Annotated in this window: 20 protein-coding genes; 11 read left to right on the top strand and 9 right to left on the bottom strand. The window is 59.1% G+C overall.

Translation table 11 applies throughout. The features are described from left to right. Positions 1–76 precede the first annotated feature (76 nt). From ACPYOI_RS01430 to ACPYOI_RS01420, 3 genes are all read left to right on the top strand, one after another. Positions 77–688 (top strand): glutathione S-transferase family protein, encoded by a 612-nt coding sequence (locus ACPYOI_RS01430; protein WP_481414920.1) that lies wholly within the window; start codon positions 77–79, stop codon positions 686–688. An 11-nt stretch (positions 689–699) separates the two neighbouring features. Next, complete coding sequence (locus ACPYOI_RS01425; protein WP_481422492.1) at positions 700–1,647, top strand: flavin-nucleotide-binding protein; 948 nt, start codon at positions 700–702, stop codon at positions 1,645–1,647. Positions 1,648–1,814: 167 nt separating this feature from the next. After that, the gene (locus tag ACPYOI_RS01420) at positions 1,815–2,969 is read left to right on the top strand and encodes a GNAT family N-acetyltransferase (RefSeq protein WP_481422491.1); all 1,155 of its coding nucleotides are present in this window, start codon (positions 1,815–1,817) and stop codon (positions 2,967–2,969) included. A gap of 217 nt (positions 2,970–3,186) precedes the next feature. On the opposite strand, the gene ACPYOI_RS01415 is transcribed toward ACPYOI_RS01420, so the two are convergent. Further along, on the bottom strand, positions 3,187–3,846 hold the full coding sequence (locus ACPYOI_RS01415) for a hypothetical protein (RefSeq protein ID WP_481414917.1): 660 nt from the start codon (positions 3,844–3,846) through the stop codon (positions 3,187–3,189). Between the two features lie 386 nt (positions 3,847–4,232). Next, positions 4,233–6,104: a L,D-transpeptidase family protein gene (locus tag ACPYOI_RS01410; RefSeq protein ID WP_481414916.1), complete on the bottom strand. Its 1,872-nt coding sequence runs from the start codon at positions 6,102–6,104 to the stop codon at positions 4,233–4,235. A gap of 396 nt (positions 6,105–6,500) precedes the next feature. Here ACPYOI_RS01410 and fumC point away from each other — a divergent pair, with 396 nt between their 5' ends. From fumC to ACPYOI_RS01395, 3 genes are all read left to right on the top strand, one after another. After that, on the top strand, positions 6,501–7,892 hold the full coding sequence (fumC, locus tag ACPYOI_RS01405) for a class II fumarate hydratase (protein ID WP_481414915.1): 1,392 nt from the start codon (positions 6,501–6,503) through the stop codon (positions 7,890–7,892). Positions 7,893–8,415: 523 nt separating this feature from the next. Continuing rightward, positions 8,416–9,465, top strand: a complete 1,050-nt coding sequence (locus tag ACPYOI_RS01400; RefSeq protein WP_481414914.1) for a porin — start codon at positions 8,416–8,418, stop codon at positions 9,463–9,465. Positions 9,466–9,625: 160 nt separating this feature from the next. After that, positions 9,626–11,233, top strand: a complete 1,608-nt coding sequence (locus ACPYOI_RS01395; RefSeq protein ID WP_481414913.1) for a fumarate hydratase — start codon at positions 9,626–9,628, stop codon at positions 11,231–11,233. A 6-nt stretch (positions 11,234–11,239) separates the two neighbouring features. On the opposite strand, the gene ACPYOI_RS01390 is transcribed toward ACPYOI_RS01395, so the two are convergent. After that, positions 11,240–11,464, bottom strand: coding sequence for a hypothetical protein (locus ACPYOI_RS01390; protein WP_481414912.1), 225 nt, complete (start codon positions 11,462–11,464; stop codon positions 11,240–11,242). 354 nt (positions 11,465–11,818) lie between these two features. Between ACPYOI_RS01390 and ACPYOI_RS01385 the strand changes: the two genes are divergently transcribed. Continuing rightward, on the top strand, positions 11,819–12,886 hold the full coding sequence (locus tag ACPYOI_RS01385; RefSeq protein ID WP_481414911.1) for a GGDEF domain-containing protein: 1,068 nt from the start codon (positions 11,819–11,821) through the stop codon (positions 12,884–12,886). A 30-nt stretch (positions 12,887–12,916) separates the two neighbouring features. On the opposite strand, the gene ACPYOI_RS01380 is transcribed toward ACPYOI_RS01385, so the two are convergent. Both ACPYOI_RS01380 and ACPYOI_RS01375 read right to left on the bottom strand, forming a co-directional pair. Next, positions 12,917–13,528, bottom strand: a complete 612-nt coding sequence (locus ACPYOI_RS01380) for a pyridoxamine 5'-phosphate oxidase family protein (RefSeq protein WP_481414910.1) — start codon at positions 13,526–13,528, stop codon at positions 12,917–12,919. 49 nt (positions 13,529–13,577) lie between these two features. After that, positions 13,578–14,531 (bottom strand): alpha/beta hydrolase, encoded by a 954-nt coding sequence (locus tag ACPYOI_RS01375; RefSeq protein WP_481422490.1) that lies wholly within the window; start codon positions 14,529–14,531, stop codon positions 13,578–13,580. Between the two features lie 45 nt (positions 14,532–14,576). Here ACPYOI_RS01375 and ACPYOI_RS01370 point away from each other — a divergent pair, with 45 nt between their 5' ends. Continuing rightward, entirely contained in the window at positions 14,577–15,044 is a 468-nt protein-coding gene (locus ACPYOI_RS01370) for a MarR family winged helix-turn-helix transcriptional regulator (protein WP_168831071.1), read from the top strand. 3 nt (positions 15,045–15,047) lie between these two features. Here ACPYOI_RS01370 and ACPYOI_RS01365 read toward each other — a convergent pair whose 3' ends face one another. Next, positions 15,048–16,238, bottom strand: coding sequence for a low temperature requirement protein A (locus ACPYOI_RS01365; protein ID WP_481414908.1), 1,191 nt, complete (start codon positions 16,236–16,238; stop codon positions 15,048–15,050). Positions 16,239–16,267: 29 nt separating this feature from the next. Continuing rightward, a complete protein-coding gene (locus ACPYOI_RS01360; RefSeq protein WP_481414907.1) occupies positions 16,268–16,642 on the bottom strand; it encodes a gamma-butyrobetaine hydroxylase family protein in 375 nt (124 codons plus the stop codon). A gap of 133 nt (positions 16,643–16,775) precedes the next feature. On the opposite strand from ACPYOI_RS01360, the gene moaA reads away from it, so the two are divergent. After that, positions 16,776–17,822 (top strand): GTP 3',8-cyclase MoaA, encoded by a 1,047-nt coding sequence (gene moaA / locus ACPYOI_RS01355; protein ID WP_481422489.1) that lies wholly within the window; start codon positions 16,776–16,778, stop codon positions 17,820–17,822. A 21-nt stretch (positions 17,823–17,843) separates the two neighbouring features. On the opposite strand, the gene ACPYOI_RS01350 is transcribed toward moaA, so the two are convergent. Together ACPYOI_RS01350 and ACPYOI_RS01345 are read right to left on the bottom strand one after the other, a co-directional pair. After that, positions 17,844–18,035, bottom strand: a complete 192-nt coding sequence (locus ACPYOI_RS01350; protein ID WP_481414905.1) for a hypothetical protein — start codon at positions 18,033–18,035, stop codon at positions 17,844–17,846. A 53-nt stretch (positions 18,036–18,088) separates the two neighbouring features. Continuing rightward, the gene (locus ACPYOI_RS01345) at positions 18,089–18,295 is read right to left on the bottom strand and encodes a CsbD family protein (protein WP_481414904.1); all 207 of its coding nucleotides are present in this window, start codon (positions 18,293–18,295) and stop codon (positions 18,089–18,091) included. A gap of 197 nt (positions 18,296–18,492) precedes the next feature. Here ACPYOI_RS01345 and ACPYOI_RS01340 point away from each other — a divergent pair, with 197 nt between their 5' ends. Together ACPYOI_RS01340 and mobA are read left to right on the top strand one after the other, a co-directional pair. Continuing rightward, entirely contained in the window at positions 18,493–19,401 is a 909-nt protein-coding gene (locus tag ACPYOI_RS01340; protein ID WP_481414903.1) for a DMT family transporter, read from the top strand. A gap of 8 nt (positions 19,402–19,409) precedes the next feature. Next, a partial coding sequence (gene mobA, locus ACPYOI_RS01335; RefSeq protein WP_481422498.1) for a molybdenum cofactor guanylyltransferase occupies positions 19,410–19,557 on the top strand: 148 nt, incomplete at its 3' end.

Raw genomic sequence — 19,557 nt, 5'->3', positions numbered from 1 at the left:
CACTGCCACAATTCACTCTTACCATCACCGCCTTTAATAATCATCATAGCCTGCAATTCTTCCGCAGGAGGCAGACATGAAGCTCTACTATCATCCGTTATCCGGCCATTCGCATCGTGCGCGGCTCTTTCTCTCGTTGCTCGGCATCGAGCACGAACTCGCTCTCGTCGATCTTGCCAAGCGAGAACACAAGGAAGCACCGTTCCTCGAAATGAACCCGTTCGGGCAGGTTCCGGTGCTCGATGACGATGGCGTGATCATCTGCGATTCCAACGCCATTCTCGTCTATCTGGCGAAGAAGGCAGGACACAGCGATTGGCTGCCCGAAGACCCTGAGGGCGCGGCCGCCATTCAGCGCTGGCTGTCGGTTGCCGCCGGGCAAATCGCTTACGGACCGGCGCAAGCGCGGCTTATCACTGTGTTCAACGCGCCCTATCGGCCGGAAGAGGTGATCCCGCGCGCCCATGCTATTCTGGCGCTCATCGAGGCTGCCCTGGACGGCCGCAACTGGATCGCCGCTCCGGGGCCGACGATCGCCGATATCGCGCTTTACAGCTATGTGGCGCGTGCCCCGGAGGGCGACGTGGATCTCCAGGACTATGCGAATGTCCGTGTATGGCTGAAACGGATAGAGGCACTGCCTGGCTTTGTCGATTTCCAGAGGACGCCGGTTGGATTGGCGGCCTGAGGAGGTGTGCGATGGAGAATTCGGCTTTGCCAGCATCGCCCTGGCATCAAGGCGAAATCGCTCTTCAGAAACGGTACGGCATTGAAGCGCGAATGGACGAGATCGGCCGCCGCGTCCTGCGCGACCACCTGATCGACCAGCACAGGGAATTCTATCCCCTGCTGCAGATGGTGGTTCTGGGATCAGTGGACGAGGACGGCAATGCCTGGGCCACGCTTCGCTTCGGGCCGGCGGGCTTCCTGCATGCGCCGGATTCCGGGACGCTCTCCGTCGCGTTGAACAGGGATATCACCGATCCTGCTGAAGTTGGCATGGATGACGGCGCCTCGCTCGGCCTGCTTGGCATCGATCTCGGCACGCGGCGCCGCAACCGGCTGAATGGCAAAGTGCACCGGCATGCGCATGGCTTCGACCTTTCCGTCGAACAGAGCTTCGGAAACTGCCCCAAATATATCCAGCTTCGGCAATTCCGGTTCGTTCGTGATCCGGCGGCCCCGTCTTCCGTGCCGCCTCGGGAGAGTTCCGTGCTCGACGCTGCCGCCCGCGCACTGATACCGCAGGCGGACACGTTTTTCGTCGCGACCTATGCCGACCTTCGCGGGGGCCGCCAGGTGGACGTCTCCCATCGCGGCGGACGCGCGGGCTTCGTACAGATCGGCGAGGACGGCTGGCTGACGATCCCGGACTTCGCCGGGAACCGCTTCTTCAATACGCTCGGCAACATCGCGCTCAATCCACGTGCCGGGCTTGTCTTCCCGGATTTCTCGACCGGCAGTCTCTTGCAGATGACCGGCGATGCGGAACTCTGCCTCGAGCACGCCGGCGCTCAATCCCTTGAAGGTGCTGAGCGCTACTGGCGTTTCCGCCCGCGCCGGATCGTGTGGCGTGCTGACGCCCTGCCCATTCGTTACGATCTGGTTGAATGGTCGCCGTTCACGCTGGCCACCGGCACCTGGTAGGCCTCCAAGCGCATATCTATTAACCACGTAGAAAAGCTTTTATTACAAGCCATTGAGTCGTGGTGTAAAATAAAACCAAAGCGTTACTATGCATACATTAGGCATGTAAAATTTACAGATAAATTGAAGAAAACATAATGCGATTGCGTTCATTACTTAATTTAAAGATGAAAGCACTTGATCTAAACGGCTTTACTGATCAAAGCTGCGTCGTCATTACCGATATTAGCCAGATGACAGAGCTGGAACGTGAATGGAACGAACTGTGGCTTAAAGCCAAAGGTTCCTTTTATCAAAGTTATTCAACCGCCTACCATAGCTGGAACGAAATTTCCCGCCCAGCCGGACGTTCACTCTTCTGCATCGTTGTTCGCGAAAAAGGCAAGATGGTCCTTGTCTTTCCTTTGGTAAGGTATCGCAATGGTCCATGCTGGATGATGCGTCCGCTCGGGCCGGATGCTGGACAAACCACGGACGTTCTGGTTGATCCTCAGTCGAATTACCAAGAGAACCTCAAGTTGGCGTGGCGGACAATCGAGCAATTGTCCAAGGTCGATATTGTCCGCATGCCATGTGTTAAGGTTGGATCGACTCTTGATCACTTGATCAAAAGCAAGCGAAACCTCGGCTGCGAGCCCGACATCGCACCTTTCGCCGATTTGCAGGACCAGACGAATTGGGATGCATATGCCAAGATAATCGGTGCAAACTCCCGCCAACAGCTTAATCGGAAGCGGAAAAAGCTTTCTGAAATGGGCAACTTCGAGTTTATCGAAGTCGATCCCGTTACCGATCCAACCTATGCAATCGAACTCATGGAGTGGATGTTCACTCAGAAGAAAATCTGGTCTGAGAGGGTCGGCAAACACGGGCCCTGGATAACGTCAAAAGAATATCGAAACTTTGTGCGCAAGTGGATCACAGATCCCGACAATATCCAAATGATGCGCGTCTACGCCATCGTAATCGATAAAGTGCCGATTGCATTGAAACTAGCATCTTACTCCGTATCGCATATGGATCTGATTATTGCGGCGTTCCATTCAGACCCACAATATGCGAAATATTCACCTGGATTTGTGCTGGACGAATTTTGGATGAAGATCGCTTTTGAAAAGCGCCTGAACGTAGATTTTGGCGCCGGCAATGAGCCGTATAAATTGTTTTGGTCGAGAAACGTCAAGAACGATCTGGCAAGCTATCATGTCCCACAAACGTTGATCGGAAACACGGCCACACAACTGTGGCGTTTGAAGTGCGAGACGATCGCGCACCTGGCCGAGCGTAAGAAGCGACAGGCTGACCTGGCAAACGCTGCTTAGTCGAAAGCTCGCGCTTGGTTGCCGGAGACATCACGGACGGCTGCGACCTGCGCGTAAGATCTCTATTACGGCGCTTGATCGGCTGCATTAAGAATTGTGAGGCCTTCCTTGCGAATGGCCGCTTAGGGCCGCGATGAATTGCCGTTCGCGGCATGACATCCAACGCTCGACCCCGTGAATAGAAAAAGGCGGCCCGAAGACCGCCTGCAGCGGGCTCTCAATAACAGGGCGGATAGGGGTAGTAGCCGCAGCGTGGCGCGTACGGATGGTAGTACGGGTAAGTCTCTGCAGCGGCGGCGGCACCTGCATACCAGGCGCCGCGCGCAGCGGTCCGGCGGGCGACACCTGCGTAAGACAGCGGTGTACGCGGCATTCCGATGATGTCGATGAAGACGGAAGCCGGACCGTCAGCGCCATTGAGGCTTCCCTCCAAAACCTCGACAGCGAAGGTCAGTTGCTCGCCCTCCAGCTTGGGAGATTTCAGCACCACGACTGCATCCCGTATCGTCGCTCCGTCTTTGCTGAAGGCGGATACGGTTGCATTCGGCGGGTCCTTCCCGAAGCTGTCGCTGCCGTCCGCCCATTCTTCGATAAGATGCGTGGTCAATGCATGTCCGGCGGATCGTACCGGGCGATCGGCAAAGATGATTGCGTTGGTCGAGACGCCGTTCAGCGTCAATGTCTGCCCGGCCAGGCTCGCACCGTCGGAGTTCAGAACGATCAGCGACGGAACGATTTCAGGTTTCGCCTGTCCAATTGTCTTTTGTAACGGAACATGGGCGGCGGGCGCCGATTGCTTGTCTTGCCCCCATGACATCGCAGGCACCAGGGAAAGGGCGAGGATAGCGAACAATTGCAGACCGCGAACCATTGGCATTCTCCTTCTCCAAAGAACTCGAAGCATTCGGATCGTCTGTGTTCATCACGGCAGTCTGATAGAATCTGATCAAGGCGCGGTCGCGCCATGCCGACCATTCTGCCACCTGCAAGCGCCGCTCAGATCAGGCAATGCAATTTGATATACATGCTGTTAGAGAAGGAAAACAGTAATTCATAAGAGTTACTGGGCGAACAAGCGAATACCTTCGCTATCCACCGGGAACGCCCAACCAAGTGTCGCATATGCTGACAATAGCACTTCAGGAACACCCGACAATTCGCTAGGCATTCTTGCGAGAGTCTTGGTCTCCGATCACGGAACAACTTTCATCACAAAAGAAAAGGCGGCCCGAAGACCGCCTTTTGAAATCCGTCTGAGGAGGCTCAGATCTGGGCTTCTCGCGCCTTGGTCGTCGCGTCGAAAGCCTTCTCGACGTAGGAATCGCGGTCATAGACATCGTTGAAGTATTCAACGACGCCATCCTTGTTCGGCCAGGCCGTGAAGTAGGAGATATAGACCGGGATTTTCTGCGGCACGGACACGGCCTTGTTCTGACCCGTCGCGATCTGCTTCGCAACATCCGCAACGGTCGTGTTGAGCACAGCCGCCGCCATGGCGCGCGGATCGGCAAGACGCACGCAACCGTGGCTCAGCGCCCGCATGTCGCGCTTGAAGAAGCTCTTCGAGGGCGTGTCATGCATGTAGATCGCATGGCTGTTCGGGAACAGGATCTTCAACTCGCCCAGTGCATTGTCGCCGCTCGGCGGCTGGCGCACGGAGACATTGGCTGTCGAACCGTACCAATCGACGCTGGAAGACGGAACCGCGCGACCGTTGACCGCCACTTCATAACCCATGCGGTCGAGGTAGTTAGGATCGGCGCGCAGCTTCGGCAGCATCTCGTTGATGATGATCGATTGCGGAACGCCCCAGAACGGATTGAACTCGACAGTCTCGATCTGATCCTGGAAGAAATAGGTCTGGTGCTCTTTCTGGCCGACCACCACGCGCATCGACAACTGTTCCTTGTTGTCGTTGTGGTAGTAGACCATGAAGGCCGGCTGATTGATGAAGACGTAGCGCGAGCCGAGATCGTCCGGCAGCCAGCGCGCCTGCTCCATGGCAACATTCAGTTTTTCGATCTTCGAGGCGTTGCTGTCGCCGCCCGTCATCACGCGAACAGTCGCCTGGCCGATCACACCATCCGCCTTCAGACTGTGTTCCTTCTGAAAATCCTCGACCAGCGAAACCAGCTCCGGCGAGTACTCGGAGCTGCCGGTGTAGGCGGCAAGCGTCGCGACGTGCTGTGCCTTCAGCGCCTCTGAGCCATGCTTATCGATCGCCTTGACGATATTGGCGACTTCAGGCGAACTCTCGCCCGGGTGCAGCACCCCATTGAGCGAGATGGTGATCGGTTCGTCGCCACCCGTTTCAGCATTAAGCTTGGCAAGTTCCGCTTTCAGCGCAGCGAACTGCGGGCCATCAGGCGTGCGGCTGCCCAGATAGGCGCCGACATCGGGGCTCAGGCGCGCGAGCTTCAGAACCGGATCGAGATTGACCACCTTGCGCTTGAAGTCGTGGTAGCCGGAAAGCTTGTTCGGATCGACACGGCCGCGCACCGTATCCTGGACATAGGCGAGCACCTTCGATGAAAGCTGCAGCTCGAATTGTGCGAGCGCGCGGTCGCGGGTGGCCGGATCGGGGTTGGCGGGATCGATCGCCGGCTGCTCGACAGCATAGTCGGCTGGGTCGAGGCCGACCGAACCGACGCCGGCGAGGAGGTTCATCGCCGCCTTGGCGCGGTCGTTGATCTCGGTGCCGGTCAACCAGACAAAGGGGTTCTTGGCATTGCCGTAATAGGTCTCGAGCGCCTGTGCGACATTCACATCGGCGCGCACCTTCGCTTCGATCAGAAACTGACGCTCTACCACCGGCGCCACGGCCGGCTGATCGGAAACAGATGCAACCGCCCCCGTCACCATCGGGTCGGCCGCTTTGGCGAGATCGACGAAACGCATCGCATCCGGCTTGTAGGTATAGTAGCGCGGACCGGTGACCTTCGGCAGCGGAGCGGACTGCGCATCGCCTGGCATCGGCTGATAAGGACGCGGGGTACCGAACATTGTGCTCTGGGGGCGCTCCCGATGGCCGCGGAACAGATCCATCAGCGTATAGGCATGCGCGGGCGCGGCCATTGCCGCAACGCCACAGGAAAGTGCCAGTGCGGAAACCGCACCCTTGAAAAACGATGTCATGCTTCTTCCAGTCCCAATATCACGCTGTCTTAGGCACGGGCAGAACAGCCCGCTTCAAAATTCAAATAGCCTGGCTTTTTCCGGTCCATTGGCAGAAACCGGCCTCGAGCACCAGTCGCTCCGGCACAACTTAATGTTACGCAATAAATCGCGCCGGCAAGGATTAGTTCACACAAAATTATGAAATTATTAGTTAATTTTTTACCGAATTCCGCCGGGTTACCATGCGACCGAAACGCGCTCCCGGCGCATAAAGTTTCGGTAGTGTCATAAAAATCACGACAGGCCCGCCTTAAGGCGCTCTCATCTTGTGAAAACCGGTTTTCCGCGAAGCCGTTCGGACCTATATCGTCCTCGGACAAACGCGCCTCGGCGCCTGCGACAGGAAGGCATGCCATGACCCCGACCCGTACCGAAACAGATACCTTTGGCCCCATTGACGTGCCGAGCGACCGATACTGGGGAGCGCAGGCACAACGCTCGCTCGGCAATTTCAAGATCGGTTGGGAAAAGCAACCGCTGTCGATCGTCCGCGCCCTTGGGATCGTCAAGCAGGCCGCCGCTCGGGTGAACATGGAACTCGGCCAGCTCGATCCAGCGATCGGCAAGGCAATCGTCGACGCGTCTCAGGAAGTCATCGACGGCAAGCTCGACGACCATTTCCCGCTCGTCGTCTGGCAGACCGGCTCCGGCACGCAGTCGAACATGAATGCCAACGAGGTGATTTCGAACCGCGCGATCGAAATGCTCGGCGGCGTCATGGGCTCGAAGAAACCCGTTCATCCGAACGACCATGTAAACATGAGCCAGTCGTCCAACGACACCTATCCGACGGCCATGCATATCGCCTGCGCCGAGCAGATCACCCGTCATCTGCTGCCGGCCCTGAAACACCTGCATGCCGCGCTCGACATGAAGGTCGTCGAGTTCAGCCACATCATCAAGATCGGCCGCACGCATACCCAGGATGCCACGCCGCTGACGCTCGGGCAGGAATTCTCCGGCTATGCTGCCCAGGTCGGCGCCGCGATCAAGCGGATCGAGCTGACGCTTCCCGGCCTCTATGAACTGGCGCAGGGCGGCACCGCCGTCGGCACCGGTTTGAATGCACCGGTCGGCTTTGCCGAAAAGGTGGCGGAGGAGATCGCCAGGATAACCGACATGCCCTTCGTCACGGCACCCAACAAATTCGAGGCGCTCGCCTCGCATGACGGCATGGTCTTCAGCCACGGCGCAATCAATGCGGCGGCTGCCGCCCTCTTCAAGATCGCCAACGATATCCGCCTGCTGGGCTCCGGCCCGCGTGCCGGGCTCGGGGAACTGGCGCTGCCGGAAAACGAGCCGGGCTCGTCGATCATGCCCGGCAAGGTCAACCCGACGCAGTGCGAGGCGATGACCCAGGTCTGCGCCCAGGTCTTCGGCAATCACGCCGCCCTCACCTTCGCCGGCAGCCAGGGTCATTTCGAGCTTAACGTCTACAATCCGATAATGGCCTATAACTTCCTGCAGTCCGTCCAGCTTCTCGGCGATGCAGCCGTCTCCTTCACCGACAACTGCGTCGTCGGCATCGAAGCGCGTGAGGACAATATCAAGGCCGGTCTGGAACGCTCGCTCATGCTCGTGACCGCTCTTGCCCCGACGATCGGCTACGACAACGCCGCCAAGATTGCCAAGACCGCCCACAAAAACGGCACGACCTTGAAGGAAGAAGCGCTCGCAAGCGGCCTCGTCACCGCAGAGCAATATGACGAGATCGTTCGCCCCGAGCAGATGATCGGCCCGAAATAACCTTCGGCGGTCCCATCCCGCTCCCTAGCCGTCTCGCGGGCGAAATAGCTGCACAAAAACAAAAAGGCTCGCAGAGGTCAATCGCGAGCCTTTCGCCTTTTGGTCGGCTGGGTTGGGCCTGGGAATGCCCGGGCGCAGCCTTAGTCGAGCGATATGACGAGCATGTAATAAAATCGATCTCAAAGAGAATCGACAGATCTTTTTCCTGCCCAAGAAATAATATTCAGATTAACTATTTTATAATTACATAAATAACGCATGCATAAATAATGCCATCGCCCGCGCACGACTGCGTTGTTTTAGTTGCATTTCTGCAACCCACCATGGCGAATACTGTATCATTGTGGCAACACTGGAACTTAAGTTCTTCAAGTCATTCAGTCTTTATTTTCCCGTGTTTTTCGCCCTGTAGCCACGCCGCCGAAGTCGGTGGCCCCACCGTCTTCATAAAAACACGACCTGGGATTGGGACATGCCGAATGGTTTTCCCAGGCCCCTCGAAACTTTGAATTGGAGATTGTTTATGCATATCAAGAGCCTTCTTCTCGGCTCCGCCGCTGCCCTCGCAGTGGTTTCCGGCGCCCAGGCTGCCGACGCTATCGTCGCAGCCGAGCCGGAACCGGTCGAATATGTTCGCGTCTGCGACGCCTACGGTATCGGTTACTTTTATATCCCCGGCACGGAAACCTGCCTGAAGATCGGCGGCTACATCCGTTTCGACGTCAACTACTCTTTCGGCGATATCGCTGAGAACGGCGGCGGCGAAGACTGGAACGTCCGTACCCGTGGCCAGGTGGTCTTCCAGGCCAAGAGCGACACCGAATACGGTCCGCTCACCGGCGTTGTCATTTATCAGGCGAACTTCCGCCCGAACGGCCCTGCCAATCTCACCGATAGCTCCCAGAACGAAACCCATATCGATCAAGCTTACATGGACATCGCGGGCTTCCGCGTCGGTAAGTTCGTCAACTGGTGGGATGCCGACTTCTCGGGTGAAACCGAAACCATCAACAACAACACCAACTTCAACTCCATCCGCTACCAGTATGAAGCCGGCGACTTCTACGCTGGTATCGCTGCTGAAGAACTGACGAGCTTCATCGAGCACGGCGGTAACAACATCGGTATCGACGGAGCGATCGGTGGCAAGTTCGGCGCCATCAAGGCAGAGCTTCTTGCTGCCTACGACGTCGACGCGGAATCGGTCGCCCTCCGCGCCGTCATGTACGCCGACATCGGTCCTGGCACCTTCGGCCTGGCAGGTCTTTATGCAGACAAGCCAAACAACTACTACAAGAACGGCGAATGGTCCGTTGCTGCTCAGTACGCCGTCAAGGCAACTGACAAGTTCACCATCACCCCGGCTGTCCAGTACACCGACAATATCGATACCGACGCCAACGGTGACTTCGATAGCGGTAGCCAGTGGCGCGCTGGTGTCACGCTCGACTACAAGATCGTCGAAAACCTCGCGACGAAGTTCACCGTCAACTACATCAGCAACGATCACGACAATGGCAAAGAAGACGTTGACGGCGTTACCGGCTTCTTCCGCCTGCAGCGTTCGTTCTAATCTGGTCTGACTTTCTCAGGTCGAGGCCCGCCCGGTTATGCCGGGCGGGCTTTTTGTCGCGCCGTCCCGGCCTCATGATCGCTGCCAATTGCATTTCCCCCCGTCGGGATTTAGACCGTCCCCGACTGCGTGATGCCCGTTCCCAAGAAAGGTCCATTTGATGGCTGACGATCTTTTCCCGCTCGGCAATGACAACACTCCTTACCGCAAGATCAGCAGCGACTACGTCTCTGTCGACAGCTTCAAGGGTCAGGACATCCTGACGGTTGAACCTGAGGGCATCCGCCTTCTGGCTGAAACCGCCTTTGCCGACATCAACCATTTGCTGCGCCCCGGCCATCTGCAGCAGCTCGCCTCGATCCTCGATGATCCGGAAGCGACCGACAACGACCGTTTCGTGGCATACGACCTTCTGAAGAATGCCAACATCGCGGCCGGCGGCGTGCTGCCCATGTGCCAGGATACCGGCACGGCGATCATCATGGGCAAGAAGGGCCGCAGGGTCTGGACCGAAGGCGGCGACTACACAGCGCTCGCCAAGGGCGTCATGGACGCTTACGAGAAGAAGAACCTGCGCTATTCGCAGCTCGCCCCCCTCAAGATGTTCGAGGAAAAGAACACCAAGAACAACCTGCCCGCCCAGATCGACATCTACGAGGAAGGCGTCGATTCCTACGATTTCCTGTTCGTCGCCAAGGGCGGCGGCTCGGCCAACAAGACCTTCCTTTACCAGGGCACGCCGTCGCTCTTGACGCATGACCGGATGATCGACTTCCTCAAGGAGAAGATCCTGACGCTGGGTACGGCAGCCTGTCCCCCCTACCATCTAGCGATCGTCATCGGCGGCACCTCGGCCGAAATGAACCTGAAGACCGTCAAGCTCGCCTCGACGCGCTACCTCGACGATCTGCCGACCGAAGGCTCCGAAAGCGGCCATGCCTTCCGGGATATCGAGATGGAGAAGGAAATCCATAAGCTGACGCAGCAGATGGGCGTCGGCGCGCAGTTCGGCGGAAAGTATTTCTGTCATGACGTGCGCGTCATCCGCCTGCCGCGCCACGGTGCCTCTCTGCCGATCGGCCTCGGTGTCTCCTGCTCCGCCGACCGTCAGGCCAAGGGCAAGATCACGCGCGAAGGCATCTTCGTCGAACAGCTCGAGACCGACCCGTCCAAGTATATGCCGGAGACCGATCAGTCCAAGCTTTCGGACTCCATGGTCCGCATCGACCTCAGCCAACCGATGACCGGCATCCTCGCGGAGCTGTCGAAGCATCCGGTGAAGACCCGCCTGTCGCTGACCGGAACGATCATTGTCGCCCGCGATCTGGCCCACGCAAAGATCCGCGAACGCCTTGAAAAGGGTGAAGGCATGCCGGAATACATGAAGAACCATCCGGTCTACTATGCGGGGCCCGCCAAGACCCCCGCCGGTTACGCTTCGGGCTCGTTCGGCCCAACCACGGCCGGCCGCATGGACAGCTACGTCGACCAGTTCCAGTCCTTCGGCGGCTCGATGGTGATGCTCGCCAAGGGCAACCGCTCGCGCGCCGTGCGCGAAGCCTGCAAGAAGCATGGCGGCTTCTATCTCGGCTCCATCGGCGGCCCTGCCGCACGCCTGGCGCAGGACTGCATCAAGAAGGTCGAGGTGCTGGAATATCCGGAACTTGGCATGGAGGCTGTCTGGAAGATCGAGGTCGAGGATTTCCCGGCTTTCATCGTCATTGACGACAAGGGCAACGACTTCTTCCAGGAACTCAATCTCGGCTGAGCGCCGTCAGTGGACGGCGCCCGTCTTCTGCCGATCGATCTGCTGGGCCGTAGCCATACCGCCCAGCGCCTGAACATTGGCGAGGCTCAGCGAGTCTTCGGCCTTGACGCTGGCAAGGATATCGGTACGAAACGCACCGTCGAAAAACCCGCTGTCCTGCAGCAGGAATACAGAGCCGGCGATAACGGCGGCGGCGAGGATGGTCGGCGATGTATGACGAGACGTTTCCATGATCTCATGCCTTCTGTTTGGGCCGCTCCCGGCCCGTTGAGAAGGAATGTGCGCCGTCTTCATCGTTTACAGAAGAGCGGATTTTCGACACCGACTGTCAACAAAGTGATGACAGTCGAAGACGATTTACGTCAGCAATTCTCGTAAAATTTGCAAAGCGGGTTTGCGCCGACACAATGCCATATATGAGGGATATTCATATTCTCGTTGTATTTCAATGGTATAGTATTTCCGGGCAATGCAACCACAATAATCACATCTCATCTTTGGTATATATCTCTTTAATACTTTCCCAACGAATTTAAGCTAACCAATATGAGATTGCCTTTGAAATCTCATTGAGGAGTATGCCGAATGACTGCGGCTGCAGCGCCAAAAGCGCAGGTTCCGGATGTGGCAGGTCAGATCACCTATGCCATGCGCTCAATGGGAGTCGCGCCCATCCCGCGCAATTACGAGCTCTTCTATGAGGCCTATATCGGTTCCAACCCTGCCCTGACGCGCGAACTCGCCGCCCTCGGTGGCCAGGCTACCCAGCAGGAGCTCGATGCGCTTGGCGCGCAGTACTTCACTCATTCGCCGACCCTTATCTTCGATGATGCCCACAGCCGCATCACCGGCGAGCTTGATGGTCTTCTGCGCGTTCTGCGCCAGGAGCAGACGTCACTCGAAAGCTACAACAAGCTGCTTGGCGAAACCTGCAAGCGCATGAACTCCAAGAGCGCCGCCAGCGCCGAACTCATCGAAAGCGCCATTACGCTGCTCACCGAAGCAACCGGCGATACGATGGCACATGGCGAAAGAACGGTCGAGGATGTCGTCCAGCGCTCGCAGGAAATGGATCGGGTCCGCAAGGAACTCGATGAATACAAACGCATCGCCAATACAGACTCGTTGACGCGCCTTTCCAACCGCCGCGCCTTCGACGATCGTCTCGCTGCCGTTTTCGACAATCCGGCATTGAAGCCCGTCACCGCTCTGGTGCTTGCCGATATCGACAACTTCAAGAAAATCAACGACACCTACGGTCATCCCGTCGGCGACAAGATCCTTGCGACCGTCGCTTCGGTTATCCGCGCCAACGTGCGCCGCGATGTCTTCGTCGCCCGTGCCGGCGGCGAAGAGTTTGCGCTGATCGTCGATGGCAATACCTCGGAAGAGGTCATGCACATGGCAGAGCGCATCCGCCGCACGCTCGAGGCAACGCCGTTCAAGAATTCGCGCACCCGCGTGAACTACGGCCCCGTCACCGTTTCCATGGGCGTCTGCATGGCATCGCACGCCGACGATCCGGGCGAACTTTACTACAAGACCGACATCGCCCTCTATGGTGCGAAGAATGCCGGCCGCAACTGCAGCATCCTCTACCAGGAGGGCATGCAGAAGGACTTCACCAAGAGCTGGCTGATCTACAAGGCCTAGTCCTAAGCGTCACCTGCCGATGACGCTTGCCTACCACATCGTCTTTGCCGCACGGCCGGCCCATTCGCGGTCGTAGGTCTCGTGATCGAAATCCTCCGTCGCGGCCTTCAGCATCTGGCCGGGCGTCGGCAAGGTAGCCGGGTCGACGAAATTCTCAGGGTTCCAGAGGCGCGACCGGATCAGGGCGCGGGCGCACTGGAAGTAAGCCTCGTCGATCGTGATCACCACCACGGTTCGCGGATGCTTGCCATCCATCTCGAAGCTTCCGAGCAGCGCGTCGTCGTTCGAAACGACGCCGCGGCCGTTGATACGCATCGTCGTGTTCGAACCCGGCACCAGAAACATCAGCGCAAGCCGCGGATCGCGCACGATGTTCGAAAGCGAATCGACGCGATTGTTGCCGCGCCAGTCAGGCAGGTGCACTGTCTTTTCATCGATCACGCGTACCACGCCGCCGATGTCACCGCGCGGTGAGCAATCGAGCCCCTCAGGCCCCACTGTCGCAAGCGCCATGAAGGGCGAAGCTTCGATCATCTGCCGGTAAAGCGGCGTCAGCACCTTCGTCACTTTGGCAACGGAGGCCTGTGTGAGGCCTCCTGCGTAGATCTCGCTGAGTTCCTCGACTGTCCTGATGATCTTCATGATTGCCCTGCCGCTGTCAAAGGCCGGCCACTAGCCGCCTAAGGTGACGCTACAATGACGCCCGCTTCGCCGGAAGGTCAAAAAGCGGAATGATCTCAGCATCTTTTTTGATGAGATCATCCGCGAGGAAACTTTGGATTGCGGAAAGCACCGGCTCGGCGCTGACGATCCGCCGGTGGCCGAAGCTATTCGCCCAGAGGAGCCGTACGTTCCCGCCAGACGCAGCATAGCGCCGCGCATGACCAGCGCTCACCTCCTTGTCGTCCTCGGCGTGGATCACGAGCACCGGTCCCGCCATTGTTCCGGCCACCCTTCCCGCATCGAACTCCTCAAGTCTGCGGCCGGTACGACGATGGACCTCGCCCTCGAGTACGGCCTGCGCCGCCTTTCCGAGCCCGATCATTCTGCCGAAGCCGGTAAACAGCCATTTCATCTCGCTCGGCGAGCCGATCGTCACGATCCTTCCGGCCGAAAGGGCGGCGACCTCTTGCAGCATGCCGGCGGCCGAAACCATCAATGCTGCTCCGCCGAAGGAATGGCCGACCGCCGCATCGAAGGCGCCAAACCGCGCCTCGGCGGCGGCAATCGTCTGCACGGCAAGCCCCATGTGCAGAAAGCGCCCGCCGGCCCGCCCGTGTCCTGGAAAGTCCACCCCGATCACCTCGGCGCCGCTCTCTACGAGCGCGCCGATCAGACTGGTCATGTAATCCATGCTCGATCCCCAGCCATGCGTCACCAGATACCGCCGCCGCTTGCCGGCCGCGCCGCCATTCACCCGGTAGGCCTGCGCGCGCCGCCCTCCTGGTAGCCGAAGCTCGATGCGTTCCGCCGATTGCAGGAACGCCCGTCCGGCTGCATGCGCCGCCTTTGCCTTTTCCTCCTTTGGCTTTGAGGACGGCGTCCGGCAGAAGAGCCGGAAGGCCGCCTTGCCCGCAAGACCCGGCGAAACCGACTGCAGCAGCGAAAATCCGAGGCGGGTGACCTTCAGCGTAAAGTTTGGCATAGTGGGAATCCAATAATGTTCAACACTGAACAATAAAGTACAACGATGAACAAAAATCAATCCCTACCCTGGGATCATCCGCGCTTCCGCAGTTGGATTGCGGTTGCCCGTGCCTGCCAGTTGATGCAGCAGTCATTGGGCCGTTCGCTGGCAGACCTCGACATCAAGACCCCGCATCTCGATATTCTGATCAATCTCTATCGCTTCGAGGGCATCTCCCAGCAGGAGCTTGCGCGAAAGCTGCTCGTCGGCCGCTCCAACATGAGCATGCTGTTGCCGCAGATGGAAAAGCGCGGCCTGATCGAACGCCGCGGCGACGACAAGGACAAACGCGTGCTGCGGCTTTACCTGACGGAGGAAGGCCGCAGCGTCACCGAGCGCGCCATGGTGATCCAGACCGATCTGATCGACCGGGTGCTTTCCCCCGAGCCGATCGACCAGTGCATGGCGATGGCGAGTTCCATGGAACGCATCATCGGCGTGCTGCAGCAGGATTTGCGCGACGAAGACTGACGATTAGTGAATCGTCTCAGATTGGGGAGCACCGGCAAGCGACCGGTATTCCCAGGCCGCAACGACGATCAATACCAGCGCCGCCAGGATGCCCATGACGTAGACCTCGGCAAACGGCGCGGCAAACGCAAGCAGGATCAGGAAAACCAGGCCCGCCAAGTGTGAGAGCGGCGGCCTTCCACTCGTGGCGCCCTTGAACCAGAGATTGCCTAAGAGGAACAGTCCCGAGCCGCCGAGAACCGAGGCCATGACCCCGAGATTGCCCGTCTCGTGCGGATGCGAGAACATGAACTCGACGGCCACCGCATGCACGATGATGCCGGCCAGAATCGGAATATGCGCATAGGTGAAAGCCAGCCGCGCAAGACGCCCCGGCGCCTCGTCATGCTCGATCCGGTGTGCGGCACGCGAATGCCCGAACCGGAAATAAAGCCACCACATCGCAACCGTGCCGATGAAGCCGATTGCGAAGACCAAGCCGGTCAGCGCTGAGAACGGCAGCTCAGAAAAAGTGCGGCCGGAAACGAGGATCGCCTCGCCGAGGCAGATGATGATGAACAGCGCGCAGCGCTCCGCCATGTGGGCGCCGGAGACGTCCCAGTCGGCGGCCGTCGACCTGCCGGAGCCCGGCACGAAGAATCCGGTGGCCGGACCCATATATTCGATGAGGAGTGCGAACGCCCAGACCATCAGCCGCGCCTCATGCTCCAGGAGCCCGCCGATGATCCAGAACACGCCGGCAACCGCAAGCCAGGTGGTGATGCGGACGAAGTTCACATAGTTCGAGCCGCCGGAATCCTTCATCGCATAAACGGTAAACAGCGACCGGCCGACCTGCATCAGCACGTAGGCAGCGGCAAAAAGCAGACCCTTATCGCCGAAGGCTTCGGGAATGGAAGCCGAGAGCACCAACCCGAGCAGCATGAGGACGACAAGCATGCCCCGCACCGGCATCTTTTCCGGATCGAGCCAGTTCGTCACCCAGGCGGTAAAGATCCAGACCCACCAGACGGCGAAGGTCATCAGCGCAGCTTCGGCCGCTCCAAGCGGCGTGTAATGCGCTGCCAGTGCATGCGAAAGCTGGGAGATGGAGAAGACGAAGACCAGATCGAAGAAGAGTTCGAGATAGCTGACCTTGCTGTCGGCCGGACCTCCCTTCGAACGAAGCCAGTTCTTACCTGTGGTCGCCACCATTTTTCCCCCTGATGGTCACAGTGGTTCGGTCAGCGCGGCTTTTCCGCCACGTCGCGGCTCATGCCCTTGGCTGCGAGTTCGGCCTCGTATTCCGCAAAAAGCTCCATGCCCCGCTCGCCCAGCTCCCGCAGATAGGTCCAGGTATAGATGCCTGTGTCGTGCATGTCGTCGAAGCCGATGCGCGCGGCGTAATTGCCGGTCGGCATCATCGAGATGATCGCGACGTTCCGCTTGCCTGGAACGGTCAGCTTCTGTCCCGGCCCATGACCCTGCACTTCCGCCGAGGGCGAGAGGACGCGCAGCATCTCGGCCGATAGATCGAAGCTCTGGCCATCGTCGAACGTCACCGTCAGGCGCTGCCGATCCTTGGATACGCGCAGTTCGGTCGGCCAGATATCGCTCATCGCACCCTCCATTTGTCCCAGAGCAGTAGGCAATCCGGCTTTTCGAGGCAAGCTCAATTTGCCGTGCGTCCCCGCTCTTTCCCTTGACGCAGCAACCACATCTGGCCACATTACCATGGCAACGGAGATATTCATGAACAGCCATGTCGGAACGATAGGAAATGCATCCCCTCTGGTGGCGGATGCGGACCCGATGATCGACCCCTTTGGGCGGGCGGTCACCTATTTGCGCGTCTCCGTCACCGACCGTTGCGATCTCCGCTGCACCTATTGCATGGCGGAAAACATGACCTTCCTGCCGAAAAAGGATCTCCTGACGCTGGAAGAGCTGAACAGGCTCTGTTCCGCCTTCATCGCCAAGGGGGTGCGCAAGATCAGGCTGACGGGCGGCGAGCCGCTGGTGCGCAAGAACATCATGTTCCTCGTGCGCGAACTCGGAAAGCGGATCGGCTCCGGCCTCGAAGAACTGACGCTGACGACGAACGGCTCGCAGCTCGCCCGCCACGCCGAGGAACTCTACGACTGCGGTGTGCGCCGCATCAACGTCTCGCTGGACACGCTCGATCCCGACAAGTTTCGCAAGATCACCCGCTGGGGCGACTTCGCCAAGGTGATGGATGGCATCGACGCGGCGCAGAAGGCCGGGCTGAAGATCAAGCTCAATGCGGTCGCCCTTAAGGATTTCAACGCCGCCGAGATACCGGACATGCTGCGCTTCGCGCACGGCCGCGGCATGGACCTGACGGTCATCGAAACCATGCCGATGGGCGAGATCGACGAGGATCGGACCGATCAGTATCTGCCGCTCTCCGAGCTTCGCGCCGATCTCGAGCGTCAGTTCACGCTAACCGATATTGCTTACAAGACCGGCGGCCCTGCCCGCTATGTCGAGATTGCCGAAACCGGCGGCCGCCTCGGCTTCATCACGCCGATGACCCATAATTTCTGCGAAAGCTGCAATCGCGTCCGCCTCACCTGCACCGGCACGCTCTATATGTGCCTCGGGCAGAACGATGCGGCCGACCTTCGTTCGGCGCTCCGCGCCACGGAGGATGACAGCCTGGTCTATGCCGCAATCGACGAAGCGATCACGCGCAAGCCGAAAGGCCACGACTTCATTATCGACCGCACCCACAACCGCCCCGCCGTCGCACGCCACATGAGCGTCACCGGCGGGTAACAACTTCATTCTGATGGTTGCTTAAGCCGCGCCCGCGGGATCGCCGATCGGCAGCAGCGCCGGATCGAGAGGCTCGGGGTCGTTGGGGTTCTTGTTGTCTGCCGGGTCTTGAGCCGGCGTCTTCGGGGGCTTTTCCTGGACGCGATCAGGCACGCCGGGCGTCGGTGTCGGGCCACGCGGCGTTTCAGCGGGATTTGGTACGTCAGTCGGCATCACTATCTCCTGGTGTTTAGCTGGAAGAAGCCCCGCCGAAGCGGGGCTGATGTTCAGTGCCAGGTCTGGCGGCCGTACCAATCGTCAATATCGCGCTTGACGAGGTCCTTTTCTATCCCATAGCGTTCCTGGATCTTGCCTTCGAGCTGCTCGCGGCGACCGGCGATCTGGTCAAGATCGTCGTCAGTGAGCTTGCCCCACTGCTCCTTGATCCTGCCCTTCATCTGCTTCCAGTTACCTTCGACACGATTCCAATCCATCACGTTACTCCTTTTGCTTTGCTTCCAAAAACAGAACGCCAGAGGAGGGCTTTTGTTCAAAAACAATGGCGGCTTGCCGCTCGGGCAACGTCGTTGTGCGCTGCGCAATCGAATTATTCCGGGTGTGGCTTTCATCCGATTCCCTTGCTCTGCGATCGCCTCTAAAAGGGCGGCACGAAAATCGGGAATCTCTCTTCATGCCGCGGTCTCGCAATACCCAGGGCGCAATCTTCATGAGCATGGCCATGGCCGGCTTCGCCTCCAGCGACGCCCTGTCCAAGTCGGTCATCAGCTATATGAACGCCGGCGAGATCATGTTCATTCGCGGCCTGTTCACCAGTGTTCTCGTCTATTTCATCGCCCGCTATCTCGGTGCGCTGCGCTCCTGGCGCATCATCCTGAAGCCAATCATCATCCTGCGCGTCATCTGCGAAATGCTCGCCGCGGTCACCTACATCACAGCGCTCGGCATGATGCCGATCGCCAATGCCTCGGCCATCCTGCAATCACTGCCGCTTGTGGTGACCTTCGGAGCCGCACTCTTCTTCCGCGAGCCGGTCGGCTGGCGGCGCTGGTCGGCGATCCTTGTCGGCCTCGTCGGCGTCATGATCATCATCCGGCCCGGCCCGGAAGGCTTCACGCCCGCCGCCCTTCTCTGCGTCGGGAGCGTTCTGGCAACGGCGGGCCGCGATCTTGCAACCCGCTCGATCGATCCCGAGATTCCCTCGCTGATGGTCACCGTGGTCACCGCCATGTCGGTGGCCTTCTTCGGTGCGCTGCTGATCCCTGCACTCGGCGGCTGGCGACCGGTCAGCACAACCTCGCTTTCGCACCTGGTGCTTGCGTCGGCGCTGGTGCTGATCGGCTATCAATCCGTCATCGTCGCGATGCGCACCGGCGAAGTTTCGTTCGTGGCGCCCTTCCGCTATACGAGCCTGATCTTTTCGGCGTTTCTCGGTTACATCTTCTTCGCGGAAGTGCCGGACTTCTGGACCGTCACCGGCGCCGCCGTTGTCATCGCGTCCGGGCTATATACCTTCTACCGGGAGGCCAAACGCCACGTGCCGCCGCTCGCGCAGGAATCCGAGCCGCGCAGCCCAGTCTGAGAACCGCCATGCCAGCTTTCGCCTTGCAGAACACCAACATTCCTGGCGTCATCCTTGCCGGGGGCCGCTCCTCGCGCATGGGGCAGGACAAGGCGACCGTCATGCTCGGCGGCCGCTCGCTGCTCGATCACGCGATCACGCGATTGTCGCCGCAGG

The sequence above is a fragment of the Rhizobium sp. SVR5-2C genome (assembly GCF_056755115.1).
This window is presented reverse-complemented; position numbering and strand designations above follow the sequence as displayed.

Excerpts from the sequence above, each read along its gene's own strand:
- ACPYOI_RS01400 (WP_481414914.1), top strand. The coding sequence starts at position 8,416 with ATGCATATCAAGAGCCTTCTTCTCGGCTCCGCCGCTGCCCTCGCAGTG.
- ACPYOI_RS01385 (WP_481414911.1), top strand. The coding sequence starts at position 11,819 with ATGACTGCGGCTGCAGCGCCAAAAGCGCAGGTTCCGGATGTGGCAGGT.
- moaA (WP_481422489.1), top strand. The coding sequence starts at position 16,776 with ATGAACAGCCATGTCGGAACGATAGGAAATGCATCCCCTCTGGTGGCG.
- ACPYOI_RS01340 (WP_481414903.1), top strand. The coding sequence starts at position 18,493 with ATGCCGCGGTCTCGCAATACCCAGGGCGCAATCTTCATGAGCATGGCC.
- ACPYOI_RS01410 (WP_481414916.1), bottom strand. The coding sequence starts at position 6,104 with ATGACATCGTTTTTCAAGGGTGCGGTTTCCGCACTGGCACTTTCCTGT.
- ACPYOI_RS01395 (WP_481414913.1), top strand. The coding sequence starts at position 9,626 with ATGGCTGACGATCTTTTCCCGCTCGGCAATGACAACACTCCTTACCGC.
- ACPYOI_RS01350 (WP_481414905.1), bottom strand. The coding sequence starts at position 18,035 with ATGCCGACTGACGTACCAAATCCCGCTGAAACGCCGCGTGGCCCGACA.
- ACPYOI_RS01380 (WP_481414910.1), bottom strand. The coding sequence starts at position 13,528 with ATGAAGATCATCAGGACAGTCGAGGAACTCAGCGAGATCTACGCAGGA.
- ACPYOI_RS01425 (WP_481422492.1), top strand. The coding sequence starts at position 700 with ATGGAGAATTCGGCTTTGCCAGCATCGCCCTGGCATCAAGGCGAAATC.
- ACPYOI_RS01420 (WP_481422491.1), top strand. The coding sequence starts at position 1,815 with ATGAAAGCACTTGATCTAAACGGCTTTACTGATCAAAGCTGCGTCGTC.
- ACPYOI_RS01390 (WP_481414912.1), bottom strand. The coding sequence starts at position 11,464 with ATGGAAACGTCTCGTCATACATCGCCGACCATCCTCGCCGCCGCCGTT.
- ACPYOI_RS01370 (WP_168831071.1), top strand. The coding sequence starts at position 14,577 with ATGAACAAAAATCAATCCCTACCCTGGGATCATCCGCGCTTCCGCAGT.
- ACPYOI_RS01430 (WP_481414920.1), top strand. The coding sequence starts at position 77 with ATGAAGCTCTACTATCATCCGTTATCCGGCCATTCGCATCGTGCGCGG.
- ACPYOI_RS01365 (WP_481414908.1), bottom strand. The coding sequence starts at position 16,238 with ATGGTGGCGACCACAGGTAAGAACTGGCTTCGTTCGAAGGGAGGTCCG.
- fumC (WP_481414915.1), top strand. The coding sequence starts at position 6,501 with ATGACCCCGACCCGTACCGAAACAGATACCTTTGGCCCCATTGACGTG.
- ACPYOI_RS01375 (WP_481422490.1), bottom strand. The coding sequence starts at position 14,531 with ATGCCAAACTTTACGCTGAAGGTCACCCGCCTCGGATTTTCGCTGCTG.
- ACPYOI_RS01415 (WP_481414917.1), bottom strand. The coding sequence starts at position 3,846 with ATGCCAATGGTTCGCGGTCTGCAATTGTTCGCTATCCTCGCCCTTTCC.
- ACPYOI_RS01360 (WP_481414907.1), bottom strand. The coding sequence starts at position 16,642 with ATGAGCGATATCTGGCCGACCGAACTGCGCGTATCCAAGGATCGGCAG.
- ACPYOI_RS01345 (WP_481414904.1), bottom strand. The coding sequence starts at position 18,295 with ATGGATTGGAATCGTGTCGAAGGTAACTGGAAGCAGATGAAGGGCAGG.